Genomic DNA, 11,436 nt, shown 5'->3' with positions numbered 1-11,436 from the left:
GGCCAGGAGCTGTGCCGCCGACTTGCCCATCTCGTACGTGGGCTGGCCCACGGTGGTGAGGGACGGCCGGGCCAGGCGTGCCCAGGGGATGTCGTCGAAACCCACGACGCCCACCTCATCGGGCACCGACCTGCCCCGATCGACCAGGCACTCCAGCGCCCCCACGGTCATCAGGTTGTTCGCCGCGAACACCGCGTCGGGACGGACGTCCTCGTCAAGCAGCGCGGCCATGGCGGCGTACCCGCCCGCCTCGCGGTAGTCGGCGTGCCGGGCCCAGTGGAACTCCGAGCGGCCCACCGGCGGTGTCGAGCAGGGCGCGCAGACCAACCGCGAGTACCTCCTGGAGGGCACCAACCTGACCGGCGAGGACAACTACGTCGTCCTCGACGCCGTGGGGCGGGGGCACTACGTCGGCTGCGTGTTCAACGTCCGCAACCTGCGCGAGACCAGCGACTGGAACTGGTACGGCGAGGGCGACGACATGATCTTCATCGACGGCGAGCCGTTCCCGCCGTCGCTGCACGGCACCGGCACCGAGGATTACTGCAACACCGCCTGGTGCCCGCCCCAGACCCACCACGCGCCCTACCACGGCGTCACCCTGCCCGGCGGGCCGAACTGGAGCGGTGACATCTCGCTCTACCGGTTCCATGTGGAGGACCCGATCACCTTCACCGAGTCGATCAGGGTCACCATCGAGCACGGGCACGCCAACAAGCGTTCCGACGACGTCAGCTCGGTGGCCTACTGGTACCAGACCCTCCCGCACCGGCCGTTCGAGCCGCCGCCGGCCGCGCGCCGCCGCCCGTACCGCATGTAGAGTCCGCGCCGATCAGGACTTCGGTACCATACATAGGTCCTTCCGGCGGGATTGATTCCGGCTGGGACCCCGGGCGGCTCAGGGCACTCGTCGCAGCCGCCCGGGGCTGACCTCCAGCACAGCACCCGGCGCCGCAAAGCCACATAAACCGCCTCCATGAGAGCGTCCTCACCGACCCCTCACCCAGAGTTCACGCGCGATGGCGAGGCTGTTCATCGAATCGCCCGAAGTGACTCAGGGAGGACATCGTGCGTTCGGCGACCGTGGTGGGCCTGCTGTTGGATCTCGCCGCGATAGCGGTGCTGGCCTACGGCCTGTACTTCCGCCGGCATCACCGCCGCGACCTGCTGTTCGCCTACGTCGCGCTGAACGTGGGCATCTTCGCCGTCGTCTCGCTACTCCAGGCGCAGCGGGTGGACCTCGCGGTCGGCTTCGGCCTGTTCGGCGTGCTGTCGATCATCCGGTTACGGTCCAACGAGATCACCCAGGGCGAGATCGCGTACTACTTCGTCGCCATCGCGCTCGGCCTGGTCAACGGCATCGCCTCGGACTGGCCGCTGACCGCCCTGTTCCTGGACGCCGTGCTGCTCGGCGTGATGTACGTCGCCGACCACCCCCGGCTGCTCGAAGGCATCCGCCACCAGCTCGTCACGCTGGACCGCGTGCACAGCGACCCCCGTTCCCTGGTCGCCGACCTGGAGAACCGGCTGCGCGTGCCGGTGCTGCGCTGGGAGGTCACCGAGGTCGACTACGTGCGCGAGCTGATGGTGGTGAACGTCCGCTACCAGGACTCCCCGGCGCGGCTCGGAGCCGCCCGGTGAACGCCGGGCGGGCCACGCCGGCCGACGTCGTGCTCACCGGGATCGCCGCCGGGCTGCCGCCGGTGGGGCTGGCGGAGGCGGCCGGCCTGATGTCCAGGATCGACCGGAAGTACCTGGTGCCCGCCGCCGCGCTGGCCGACCTCGCCGGCCGGCTCGGCGAGCGCTTCGCCGTGCTCCAGATCGGCCGGCGCAGGCAGTTCCGCTACAGCTCCACCTACTTCGACACGCCGGACCTGCTCACCTACCGTCAGCACCGGCAGGGAAGGCGGCGCAGGTTCAAGATCCGCACCCGCGCCTACGCCGACTCGGGCGAACGCTGGCTGGAGGTCAAGCTCAGCGGCGGCCCCAGAGGTGGGGGCGGCACCGACAAGCACCGCGTCCCGCACCGGGCGGCGGGCCGCGCGCTGTCGGCCGAGGACCGCGACTTCGTCTCCGACGTCGTGCTGCGCGGCCTGCGGACACCCCTGCCCGACCCGCTGCTGCCGATTCTGACCACCGACTACCGGCGGGTCACCCTGGTCGACGGGGCCGGTGCGGCACGGCTGACCTGCGACACCGGGCTGGTCTGCCACGACGGGCGGCGCGCGTTCGCGGCACGCGGCGATTACGCGCTGGTGGAGTCCAAGTCCGAAAGCGGCGACGCGCCGCCCGACCGGGCGCTGCGCGCGATGGGGCTGCGCCCGATCAGCGTCAGCAAGTACTGCCTGGCGGTGGCGCTGCTGCGGGACGCCCCGGCCGGCCGCTGGCGGCGGGTCCTGCGCGACTACATGATGGAACGATGATCGATCCACAGTTGAGCGGCCGAGTCGCCCTGGTCACGGGGGCCAACCAGGGAATCGGCGCGGCGGTGGCAGTGGCGCTGGCGGCCGAGGGGGCCGCCGCCCTGCTGACGTACAAGCGGTGGGACCCGGGGGCCCACCAGGCCCGGTACGTGACGGCCCAGCGCATCCAGATGTCGTGACGGCGACCGTTATCTTCGGATATATGAGCGACAGGTTAATTAGCCGACGGCATAATTCACTTCCAGCTTGATTTCGCGATTGGCCTACAGCTAAAAAGTGCCTGCCGGGGCCGGACCTGGGGTTAGCGTTTTGAACACGCGCTTCCGGCGCGTCGATTCGATTGAACCCGGCACACGGTGAGAAGCAGGTGAAGCACATGAACACCCCGTGGCACACCCCAGGTCCGGCGGCCCACGAGTACATCGCGCCCATCCGGGCGCGCAGCACCGAGCGCCCGGCGCAGATGCTGACGCAGGAGACCTACCAGCGGTTGCTCCGGCAGCGCATCGTCTTCCTCGGCCAGGAGGTGGACGACGAGATCGCCAACCGCATCTGCGCGGAATTGCTGCTGCTGAGCGCCGAAGATCCACAGCGTGACATCTTTCTCTACATCAACTCGCCGGGCGGCTCGGTCACCGCGGGGATGGCCATTTACGACATGATGCAGTTCATTCCCAATGACGTGGCCACCGTCGCCATCGGTTTCGCCGGGTCGATGGGGCAGGTCCTGCTGACCGCCGGGGCCGCGGGCAAGCGCCACTCGCTGCCCTACACCCGGGTGATGATGCACCAGCCGTCGGGCGGCATCGGCGGCACCGCCTCCGACATCGCGATCCAGGCCGAGCAGATGGTCTACGTCAAGCAGACCCTCGCCGAGCGCATCGCCTTCCACAGCGGCCGCTCGGTCGAGCAGATCCGCGCCGACTGGGACCGCGACCGCTGGTTCACCGCCGAGGAGGCCAAGGACTACGGCCTACTCGACGAGGTCGTGCCCAGGGCGACCCACCTGACGGCCGACGGTTCCTGATCGGAGGAGGCGCATGTTCGAGAGCAGGCACGTGGTCCCGTCGTTCGTGGAGCGCACGACCTACGGGGTCAAGGAGACGAGCCCGTACAACAAGCTGTTCGAGGACCGGATCATCTTCCTCGGCGTGCAGGTGGACGACACCTCGGCCAACGACGTCATGGCCCAGCTCCTGACCCTGGAGTCGATGGACCCCGACCGTGACATCAGCATCTACATCGACTCGCCGGGCGGGTCGTTCACCTCGATGCTGGCGATCTACGACACCATGCAGTACATCCGGCCCGAGGTGCAGACCTTCGTCCTCGGGCAGGCGGCCTCGGCCGCGGCGGTGTTGCTGGCCGCCGGGGCGCCGGGCAAGCGGTTCGCGCTGCCGCACTCCCGCATCCTGGTCCACCAGCCCTGGATCGAAGGCGGCCGGGGCAGCGGCAGCGACCTGGAGATCCAGGCCCGCGAGGTGCTGCGGCTGCGCGACATGCAGAACGAACTGCTCGCCCGGCACACCGGCCAGCCGCTCAACAAGGTCGCCACCGACCTCGACCGCGACAAGATCCTGATGCCGGAGGAGGCGAAGGGTTACGGCCTGATCGACGACGTCATCGCCTCCAGAAAACGACGGCCCGCCCCCACCGGCCGGCCGTAACACGGCCGCCACCGGCGGCGTTTCCGCTGCTCAACCCGTACGGCCATGTCGTTTTCCAGGCCCAGCGCGGCGACGTGCACACGGTGCCGGTCAACGGGCGGGTGGTCGAGCACGCGCACCGGCTGGTCGGCATCGCCCTCGCCGCCGTCCGCGCCCAGGTCGAGCGCACCGTTGAATACCTAAGAGCGGCAATGGGGGAGGAAGCATGGGAAAAGGGCATGAACCCTGACATTCCCGCGACCAAGATCCTCGACGACCCGTACACCTACACCGACCACCGCCGCGACACCACCCACCGCCCCTGACCGACAAGTCCGGCGGGCCGTGCAAAGGGGAACGTGATCTTAATCTCACCCCGGCGGGGTTCCTTGATCAATGAAGCGGTAATTCGCCTTTCGGCGGTTTTAGCCCGGTGCCACTTACCGCCGGGCGCGCGGCGCTTCTTTCGCCCGGCAACGGGGAAGCCCCCTCCTTCGGGAGGGGGCTTCCGTCATTCAGCGCTACGGCTCAGTGGGCGGCCTCGTACTGCTCGACCACCGTGGACGGGATCCGGCCACGTTCGCTCACCGCGAGTCCGTGCTGCTTGGCCCAGCGGCGAATGTCCGCCGACTGCTCACGGCTCATCCGTGCGGGGCGAATGCCACCGCGCCGAACACGCCCCGGCCGCTCGCGGCGCACCGGGCGGGCCGCGGTGAGGAACGGGGCGAGAGCCTTACGCAGCTTCTCCTCGTTCTTCTCGGACAGGTCGATCTCGTAGTCCGTGCCGTCCAGCCCGAACTTCGTGGTACCGGCAGCCGCACCACCATCAAGATCATCTATGAAGATTTGCTCAATTCGCTTCGCCACAGTCCCTCCACTACTCGGCGTAAGATTCCGGAACTATAGCACCCAATGAACGGCTATACCCTCGGAGTGTGCCATTACACTTGTGACACGATGCACCCACGGGTATCCGGTCAGTGCGCCTACCCGTACCGCCTCGGCATAAGCCGTGTTTCCTATACCTCGGTCATCACCGACCAGAACAAGAACAAGAGATAGGACCGTGCCGATACGGCCATCGGGGGCGTCCGCCGTGACTTCCGGAACACCGTCCGGAAGTCACCCGATCGCCGGCGGCCCGGGTGGGGTTCGGCCGGGCGGCCGGCGATCGGGGCGAGGAGCACAGTGGCTCTTCGTACCTCGCGTGCCCGCTACCCGGCGCGGCGCGGTGTATGCGTACGCCCAGGGTGACGGTCAGGGCTTCACGGCCATGCCGCCGTAGATCCAGGTGCGGGCGACCTCGTCGTCCCAGACCGGGGTGTCCGGCCGCCACAACGGTACCGGCACCAGGCCGGGCTCCAGCACGTCCAGGCCGGTGAAGAGCGCGCTCACCGTCTCGCGGTCGCGGGGGATCAGCGTCACGCCGTCCTGGGCGGCGCCCGCCGAGATGGCCGCCGCCTGGGCCGGGGCGAGGTCGGCGCCGAGGTGGGAGAGGGCCAGCAGGCTGCCGGGGGCGACCGCGCCGGTCAGACGCTCGATGATGCCACGGGGGTCGGCCTCGTCCGGGATGTGGTGCAGCAGGGCGACGCACAGCACCGCCACCGGCTCATCGAAGTCGATCAGGGCACGGGTCTCGGGGGAGTCCAGGATGGCCTTGGTGTCGCGCAGGTCCGCCAGCAGGAAGGCGGTGTCGCCCGCCGAGGTCAGCAGCGCCCGGGCGTGCGTGGCCACGATCGGGTCGTTGTCCACGTAGACGACGCGGGCGCCGGGCGTGTGGCCCCCGGCGACCTCGTGCACGTTGGGGCTGGTGGGAATTCCGGTGCCGAGGTCGATGAATTGCCGAACTCCGGCCTCGACCGCCGCCCGCACCACCCTGGTCAGGAAAGCGCGGTTGGCGCGCGCGAGATCACGCAGACCCGGGGCTTTGCCCAATCCCCGTTCGGCGGCGGAACGATCGGCAGGAAAGTTGTCCTTTCCGCCGAGCAGATAGTCGTAGACGCGCGCCGGGTGCGGCCGGTCGGTGCGGAGATCGACGGGATCGAGACGGCCTTTCGTGCGCAGCCGTAAGCCGTCCATATCGTCGCCGTCAGGGGGCGCGGGGGTGCCGCTGGGCTCGTCCACCTAGATCCCTTCCAATCCATACGCTGATGCCGGAGGTTTTGGGTAGTGGGCCGGGGAACGCGAATCGATCCTTCCAGGGGGATAGCGATGACCACCGAAAGTGCCGGCAAGACGGTCCAGAATGTTATGCATCAGGGTGCGCAGTGCGTCGGCGAGCACGAGAGCCTGCGTACGGCCGCGCGGATGATGCGTGACCTGTCCGTCGGCGCGCTGCCCATCTGCGGGGACGACGATCGGCTCAGGGGCATCATCACCGACAGGGACATCGTGATCAAGTGCTGTGCCGAGGGCAAGGACCTCGACCGGACCGAAGCGGGCGAACTCGCCGCCGGGCTGGTGTGGGTGGAGGCCCACAGCAGCATCGAGGAGGCGCTCGCGACGATGGCCGAGCACCAGATCAAGCGGGTCCCGGTGATCGATGAACGCCGGATCGTGGGGATGGTCAGCGAGGCCGACCTCGCCAAGGAACTCCCGGACAACAAACTCGCGGAGTTCGTCCACCGGGTCTACGCCCACGGATGAGCCCGGCACGGCCCGCCGCACGAGGCACCGCGCCCGATGCGACGCGGTGAGCGCCGAAGAGCCGCCCGCCGTACGGCGGGCGGCTCTTCGGCCTTGCGGTGCCCCTTCGACGAGGGCTTCAGATGTGGCCTTCAAGGTCGGCCACCAGCAGGCGCTTGGGCTTGGCGCCCACGATCTGCCGGACCACCTCGCCGTCACGGTAAAGGTTCATCGTGGGGAAACCCATCACCCCGTAGCGGCGCACGATCTCCGGGTGGTCGTCGCCGTTGAGCTTGGCGATGGTCATGCGGTCACCGTACTCCGCCTCGATCTGCTCCAGCACCGGCGCGACCATTTTGCACGGGCCGCACCACTCAGCCCAGAACTCGACGAGGACCGGCTTGTCCGCGCCGAGGACCTGCTCGTCGAAGTTCTCCGTGGTCAACGTGATCATTACTGTGCTCCCTGGTCAGGGCGCAGCCAGGACAGGCCCGCGCCAGTTGGTCGGCCACATCGGCTCTGCGCCTGATCAGGTCGTGGATCTCCGCGTCGATCTCGGCGAGCTTGCGCCGGTAGACGGTGACCGACTCCGGGCACGCGTCGCCCGCCGGATGGCCCGCGCGCAGGCAGTTGACGAACGGCCGGGCGTCCTCCAGCGCGAACCCGGCCGCCAGCAGCGCGCGAATCTCCGCCACCAGCCGGACGTCCGATTCATCGTACTCCCGGTAGCCGTTGGCCGTGCGGCGGGCCGTGATCAGCCCCTGCTGCTCGTAGTAGCGCAGCGAACGCGTGCTCACCCCGGTACGCTCGGCCAGCTCCCCGATCCGCATCGGGCGGCCCCCTCCCTGATCCGTGGCTTCCAGCACGGTAAGCCTTGACATGGATGTCAATGTCAAGGCGTGTGGCATGCCCGTTTCATCCCGTCACAATCGAAGAATGCGATTGATCTATCACATTGCCTCCCGGCCGGAGTGGGAGCGGGCGCTGCGCGCGGGGGAGTACACGGTTTCCACACTGGGGCTGTCGCTGGCGGAGGTCGGGTTCGTCCACGCGAGCACGGCCGGGCAGGTGGCCGGGGTGGCCGACGCCTTCTACGGTGCCGCGGACGACCTGGTGCTGCTGGTCATCGACGAGGACAAGGTGGGGCCGCAGGTGAGGTACGAGAGCGTGCCGGACCGGCCGGACAGGTTTCCGCACATCTACGGGCCGCTGAACACCGACGCGGTGGTGCGGGCCCTGCCGTACGCCAAGGGGCCCGACGGCCGTTTCCCGCCGCCGCCCGCCACGGAGTGACCCGGCTCAGGCCCAGCCCCGGCGGACGGCCTGCACGCCCGCGTGGAAGCGGCTGGTGGTGCCGAGCGCGGCCAGGATCTCGGTGACCCGGCGGCTGTAGGTGCGCAGCGACATGCCGAGGCGCATGCTGGCCGCCTGGTCGGTCAGCCCGTCGAGCAGTGACGACAGCACCGGCTGGAGGTGCGGGGGCGGCTCGTCCAGCGGCGAGGCCCGGCCGGACAGCTCCCAGCACACCTGGTGGGCGCCGGCCAGCATGCGCACCACGACCGGGTCGCGCACCAGCAGCACGCCGTTGTGGAAGGACTCGAGGTCGAGCGGCAGCAGGGCGGCCCCCCGGTCGAAGACGGCCATCCGGAACGGCAGCGGGTCGATCAGCCGGACCTCCGCGCCTTCGTAGCGCTCGCCGCCGCCCGCGAGCTCCCGCGGGACGGCGATCAGCCGCACCACGGCCCCGGGCAGCATGACGCGCGGCAGCGGCGCGCCGATGCTCAGCAGCTCGTGCCGGGTCGTGGTGGCCAGCCGGTTGATCAGGATGCCCACCGGGGCGGACCCCATCACCACTTGGGACGGCGGGCGGGCGGAGACGAGGGCCGCCGCCCGCCTGCCGTTGCCGGATATCCGCGTGCCGTCCACGAAGACCCTCCCCAGTGATCAACCATCCGACCACTACACAGGGTAGTTCTAGACCACGTAAAGTTACAGTATCAAAACGTCGACGGCTGGCGTGTCCATGCCAAGTCGCGTGTGTTCCCGGCCCCCGCGAAGCACCCTGATCGCAACAAGAAGCACCATCGCCGACCAAGGGAGCATCGCGATGCGTCGACCTCTGTCCAGCATCCGGGCGGTGGCCGCCGGGGTGGTGACCACTCGGGCGGTGGCAGCCGGAATGGTGACCACCGCCATGGCCCTCGTGCTCGGCCTCGCCCTGCCGGCGCCCGGCGCGTCCGCGCTGTCGGTCAGGGAGACCGCCGACCTGATCATGAACCTCGGATACGCCGACTTCGCCGAGCAGCCGCAGGCCGAGCCGTTCGACTGGACCACCGACGGCTGCACCGCGACGCCGCCGCGCCAGGCCAGGCGGTTCCGCCAGGCGTGCGAACAGCACGACTTCGGCTACCGCAACTACGGCCGGGGCGGGCTCGCCCTGTGGCCGGAGGAAGACGGCCGGAAGTGGATCGACTCCCGCTTCCTGACCGAGATGCGGGCCATCTGCCGCGACCGGCACGGCGGCGCCGACTGGTGCCGCGACCAGGCCCGTGTGCTGTACGACGCGGTGCGGCTGTTCGGCCGGTTCGCCTACTTCGACTGATTCGCCTACTTCGACTGATCCGTCACGCCATGCGTCAGCGGAAGCGGTCGGTGGCGGCGATCGTGTGGTGCAGGGTGCCGGGTTCCGATCCGGCGTGCCCGGCGTTCTCGACGATGTGCAGTTCCGCCTCCGGCCAGGCCAGGTGCAGGTCCCAGGCCTGTTCCAGGGGCGTCTTCATGTCGTAGCGGCCGTTCACGATCACGGTCGGGATGTGCCTGATCCGATCGATGCCGGCCAGCAGGCCGTCGCCGAGGAAACAGTCGTTGCTGAAGTAGTGCTGCTCGATGCGGGCGAAGCCGAGTACGGTCCGGTCGTCGAGCGCAGGGTCGGGCACCGGGAGCAGGGTGTTGGCCGAAAGCTCCCACCCGGTCCAGGCGCGGGCGGCCGGGAGGTGCACCTCGGGGTCGGGGTCGAAGAGCCGCCTGCCGTACGCGGCGAGCAGGTCGTCGCGCTCGGCCTCCGGGATCAGGTCGCGAAAGGCCGCCCACTCCTTGGGGAACAGCCGCGCCGCGCCGGTGCCGGTGAAGGACCACACCTCATCCGACGGCCTGGCCAGGTAGATCCCGCGCAGCACCAGCTCGGTGACCCGCTCGGGGTGGCTCTGGGCATAGGCGAGCGCCAGCGTGCTGCCCCACGATCCGCCGAGTACCAGCCAGCGGTCGATACCGAGGTGTTCGCGCAGCCTTTCGATGTCCGCGACCAGGTTCGGGGTGGTGTTGGCCGCCAGCGAGGTGTCGGCGTCGCCTGCATGCGGCCGGCTCCGCCCGCAGTTGCGCTGGTCGAACAGTACGATCCGGTACGCCGCCGGGTCGAACAGCCTGCGATGGTCGGGCAGTACCCCGCCGCCGGGACCGCCGTGCAGGAAGAGGGCGGGCTTGCCCGCGGGGTCGCCGCAGATCTCCCAGTGGATCGTGTCGCCCCCGCCGACGTCGAGCAGTCCGGAGTCGTGCGGTTCGACGGGCGGATAGAACGTCTTGAAGTCCATGATTTCCAGTCATACTCCACGCGGCGCACCCTGCGGCGTTCGCGCGACGCGGACCCGTCTCCCGATATGTAGGGTCATTCGGGGAGGAAACAATATGGATCATGAATTGACATTGATGGCGGTACATGCGCACCCGGACGACGAGGTGCTGAGCACCGGCGGCGTCCTGCTCCGCGCTGCCGAGGAAGGCATCCGCACGGTCCTGGTGACCTGCACCAACGGTGAACAGGGCGACGCGCCCGGCGGGGTGAAGCCGGGCGAACCCGGACACGACCCCGAGGCGGTCGCCGCGCTACGGCTGACCGAACTCCGCGAGTCGATCTCTCACCTGAACATCGCGCACCTGGAAACGCTGGGCTACCGCGACTCGGGCATGGTGGGCTGGGAGGCCAACGACGACCCCCGGGCCTTCGCGAACGTGCCGGTGGAGACCGCCGCCGCGCGGCTGGCCGAGCTGATGCGGCAGTACCGGCCGCAGGTCGTGGTCACCTACGACGAGAACGGCGGCTATGGCCACCCCGACCACATCCAGGCCCACCGCATCGCGGTGGCCGCCACCGAGGCGACCCAGATTCCCGACAAGCTCTACTACGGGGCGATGCCGCGTTCGGGCATCAAGAAGATGATCGAGCACATGCGCGCCGCCGGGATGCCGATGGAAGAGGAGTTCCCCGACGACTTCGGCACCCCCGACGAGCTGATCACCACCGTCGTGGACGCCTCGGCGTACGTGGAACGCAAGGTCAAGGCGCTGAAGGCGCACCAGAGCCAGAGCGACAGCGTGTTCCTGCTGGCACTGCCCGAGGAGTTCCAGCAGCACGCCCTCGGCGCCGAGGCGTTCATCCGGCAGTACAACCGCGTCGCCGCCGCCCCCGACCACGAGGACGACCTCTTCGCCGGCCTTCGCTGACCAGACATGGTGACGGCGTCGTCGCTCGGGGGAACGACGGAGGCATGAGGTTCGAAAGGAGCGTCGCGTTCGTCACCGGGGCGGCGTCCGGGATCGGCGCGGCCACCGCCAGGCGACTGGCCGAGGAGGGCGCGCGGGTCCTGCTGTGCGACATCGCCGACGAGGCGGGGGAGCGGGTGACGCGGGACATCGTGGCCGCCGGGGGCGCGGCGGCCTACCTGCACTGTGACGTGGCCGTGCCGGGC

At 69.4% G+C, this 11,436-nt stretch carries 18 protein-coding genes and 1 pseudogene; 12 read left to right on the top strand and 7 right to left on the bottom strand.

Annotation, left to right across the window (positions count from 1 at the left end):
- A partial coding sequence (locus C1I98_RS26850) for a substrate-binding domain-containing protein (RefSeq protein ID WP_199537240.1) occupies positions 1–327 on the bottom strand: 327 nt, incomplete at its 3' end.
- A gap of 4 nt (positions 328–331) precedes the next feature.
- Between C1I98_RS26850 and C1I98_RS26845 the strand changes: the two are divergent.
- From C1I98_RS26845 to C1I98_RS26815, 7 genes and pseudogenes are all read left to right on the top strand, one after another.
- Positions 332–820: pseudogene (locus C1I98_RS26845) on the top strand (glycoside hydrolase family 172 protein); the annotation flags it as partial.
- A gap of 248 nt (positions 821–1,068) precedes the next feature.
- Positions 1,069–1,641 (top strand): DUF4956 domain-containing protein, encoded by a 573-nt coding sequence (locus C1I98_RS26840; protein ID WP_111170206.1) that lies wholly within the window; start codon positions 1,069–1,071, stop codon positions 1,639–1,641.
- Positions 1,638–2,423, top strand: a complete 786-nt coding sequence (locus C1I98_RS26835; protein WP_111170205.1) for a VTC domain-containing protein — start codon at positions 1,638–1,640, stop codon at positions 2,421–2,423. Before C1I98_RS26840 ends, C1I98_RS26835 begins: the two co-directional genes overlap by 4 nt.
- Positions 2,420–2,602, top strand: coding sequence for an SDR family NAD(P)-dependent oxidoreductase (locus tag C1I98_RS44370; RefSeq protein WP_233508210.1), 183 nt, complete (start codon positions 2,420–2,422; stop codon positions 2,600–2,602). The genes C1I98_RS26835 and C1I98_RS44370 overlap by 4 nt, the downstream gene beginning before the upstream one ends.
- A 197-nt stretch (positions 2,603–2,799) precedes the next feature.
- Positions 2,800–3,450 (top strand): ATP-dependent Clp protease proteolytic subunit, encoded by a 651-nt coding sequence (locus tag C1I98_RS26825; RefSeq protein ID WP_111170204.1) that lies wholly within the window; start codon positions 2,800–2,802, stop codon positions 3,448–3,450.
- A 13-nt stretch (positions 3,451–3,463) separates the two neighbouring features.
- Complete coding sequence (locus tag C1I98_RS26820) at positions 3,464–4,090, top strand: ATP-dependent Clp protease proteolytic subunit (protein ID WP_111170203.1); 627 nt, start codon at positions 3,464–3,466, stop codon at positions 4,088–4,090.
- 74 nt (positions 4,091–4,164) lie between these two features.
- Positions 4,165–4,395: a hypothetical protein gene (locus tag C1I98_RS26815; RefSeq protein WP_306461924.1), complete on the top strand. Its 231-nt coding sequence runs from the start codon at positions 4,165–4,167 to the stop codon at positions 4,393–4,395.
- A 202-nt stretch (positions 4,396–4,597) separates the two neighbouring features.
- Here the strand turns inward: C1I98_RS26815 and C1I98_RS26810 are convergent, their stop codons facing one another.
- Both C1I98_RS26810 and C1I98_RS26805 read right to left on the bottom strand, forming a co-directional pair.
- Entirely contained in the window at positions 4,598–4,936 is a 339-nt protein-coding gene (locus tag C1I98_RS26810) for a histone-like nucleoid-structuring protein Lsr2 (protein ID WP_111170202.1), read from the bottom strand.
- Between the two features lie 390 nt (positions 4,937–5,326).
- A complete protein-coding gene (locus C1I98_RS26805) occupies positions 5,327–6,193 on the bottom strand; it encodes an SAM-dependent methyltransferase (RefSeq protein ID WP_233508209.1) in 867 nt (288 codons plus the stop codon).
- A gap of 87 nt (positions 6,194–6,280) precedes the next feature.
- Here C1I98_RS26805 and C1I98_RS26800 point away from each other — a divergent pair, with 87 nt between their 5' ends.
- The gene (locus tag C1I98_RS26800; protein ID WP_111170200.1) at positions 6,281–6,715 is read left to right on the top strand and encodes a CBS domain-containing protein; all 435 of its coding nucleotides are present in this window, start codon (positions 6,281–6,283) and stop codon (positions 6,713–6,715) included.
- A 118-nt stretch (positions 6,716–6,833) separates the two neighbouring features.
- Here the strand turns inward: C1I98_RS26800 and trxA are convergent, their stop codons facing one another.
- Positions 6,834–7,148 (bottom strand): thioredoxin, encoded by a 315-nt coding sequence (trxA, locus tag C1I98_RS26795; RefSeq protein ID WP_111170199.1) that lies wholly within the window; start codon positions 7,146–7,148, stop codon positions 6,834–6,836.
- Positions 7,069–7,524 (bottom strand): MerR family transcriptional regulator, encoded by a 456-nt coding sequence (locus C1I98_RS26790; RefSeq protein WP_111170198.1) that lies wholly within the window; start codon positions 7,522–7,524, stop codon positions 7,069–7,071. The genes trxA and C1I98_RS26790 overlap by 80 nt, the downstream gene beginning before the upstream one ends.
- Positions 7,525–7,630: 106 nt before the next feature.
- On the opposite strand from C1I98_RS26790, the gene C1I98_RS26785 reads away from it, so the two are divergent.
- Positions 7,631–7,987, top strand: coding sequence for a DUF952 domain-containing protein (locus C1I98_RS26785; protein WP_111170197.1), 357 nt, complete (start codon positions 7,631–7,633; stop codon positions 7,985–7,987).
- 6 nt (positions 7,988–7,993) lie between these two features.
- Here C1I98_RS26785 and C1I98_RS26780 read toward each other — a convergent pair whose 3' ends face one another.
- Positions 7,994–8,620: a helix-turn-helix domain-containing protein gene (locus C1I98_RS26780; protein ID WP_111170196.1), complete on the bottom strand. Its 627-nt coding sequence runs from the start codon at positions 8,618–8,620 to the stop codon at positions 7,994–7,996.
- A gap of 181 nt (positions 8,621–8,801) precedes the next feature.
- On the opposite strand from C1I98_RS26780, the gene C1I98_RS26775 reads away from it, so the two are divergent.
- Positions 8,802–9,296 carry a phospholipase A2 gene (locus C1I98_RS26775; RefSeq protein ID WP_158558195.1) on the top strand — a complete coding sequence of 165 codons (495 nt, stop codon included), beginning with the start codon at positions 8,802–8,804 and terminating at the stop codon, positions 9,294–9,296.
- A 34-nt stretch (positions 9,297–9,330) separates the two neighbouring features.
- On the opposite strand, the gene pip is transcribed toward C1I98_RS26775, so the two are convergent.
- On the bottom strand, positions 9,331–10,281 hold the full coding sequence (pip, locus tag C1I98_RS26770; protein ID WP_111170194.1) for a prolyl aminopeptidase: 951 nt from the start codon (positions 10,279–10,281) through the stop codon (positions 9,331–9,333).
- A gap of 94 nt (positions 10,282–10,375) precedes the next feature.
- Here pip and C1I98_RS26765 point away from each other — a divergent pair, with 94 nt between their 5' ends.
- Together C1I98_RS26765 and C1I98_RS26760 are read left to right on the top strand one after the other, a co-directional pair.
- Positions 10,376–11,191: a PIG-L family deacetylase gene (locus C1I98_RS26765; RefSeq protein WP_111170193.1), complete on the top strand. Its 816-nt coding sequence runs from the start codon at positions 10,376–10,378 to the stop codon at positions 11,189–11,191.
- 44 nt (positions 11,192–11,235) lie between these two features.
- Positions 11,236–11,436: SDR family NAD(P)-dependent oxidoreductase (locus C1I98_RS26760; RefSeq protein WP_146607650.1), on the top strand; the 201-nt coding region annotated here is incomplete at its 3' end.

Origin of the sequence: Spongiactinospora gelatinilytica (assembly GCF_003236385.1) — a bacterium.
GTDB classification, from domain to species: Bacteria; Actinomycetota; Actinomycetes; order Streptosporangiales; family Streptosporangiaceae; genus Spongiactinospora; species Spongiactinospora gelatinilytica.
Note: the sequence above shows the minus strand (reverse complement) of the source record. Positions and strands in the feature narration are given on the sequence as shown.

What these genes read in the sequence shown, in the direction of transcription:
- C1I98_RS44370 (WP_233508210.1), top strand. Translation starts at nt 2,420, where the DNA reads ATGATCGATCCACAGTTGAGCGGCCGAGTCGCCCTGGTCACGGGGGCC.
- C1I98_RS26825 (WP_111170204.1), top strand. Translation starts at nt 2,800, where the DNA reads ATGAACACCCCGTGGCACACCCCAGGTCCGGCGGCCCACGAGTACATC.
- C1I98_RS26820 (WP_111170203.1), top strand. Translation starts at nt 3,464, where the DNA reads ATGTTCGAGAGCAGGCACGTGGTCCCGTCGTTCGTGGAGCGCACGACC.
- C1I98_RS26800 (WP_111170200.1), top strand. Translation starts at nt 6,281, where the DNA reads ATGACCACCGAAAGTGCCGGCAAGACGGTCCAGAATGTTATGCATCAG.
- trxA (WP_111170199.1), bottom strand. Translation starts at nt 7,148, where the DNA reads ATGATCACGTTGACCACGGAGAACTTCGACGAGCAGGTCCTCGGCGCG.
- C1I98_RS26790 (WP_111170198.1), bottom strand. Translation starts at nt 7,524, where the DNA reads ATGCGGATCGGGGAGCTGGCCGAGCGTACCGGGGTGAGCACGCGTTCG.
- C1I98_RS26785 (WP_111170197.1), top strand. Translation starts at nt 7,631, where the DNA reads ATGCGATTGATCTATCACATTGCCTCCCGGCCGGAGTGGGAGCGGGCG.
- C1I98_RS26775 (WP_158558195.1), top strand. Translation starts at nt 8,802, where the DNA reads ATGCGTCGACCTCTGTCCAGCATCCGGGCGGTGGCCGCCGGGGTGGTG.
- pip (WP_111170194.1), bottom strand. Translation starts at nt 10,281, where the DNA reads ATGGACTTCAAGACGTTCTATCCGCCCGTCGAACCGCACGACTCCGGA.
- C1I98_RS26765 (WP_111170193.1), top strand. Translation starts at nt 10,376, where the DNA reads ATGGATCATGAATTGACATTGATGGCGGTACATGCGCACCCGGACGAC.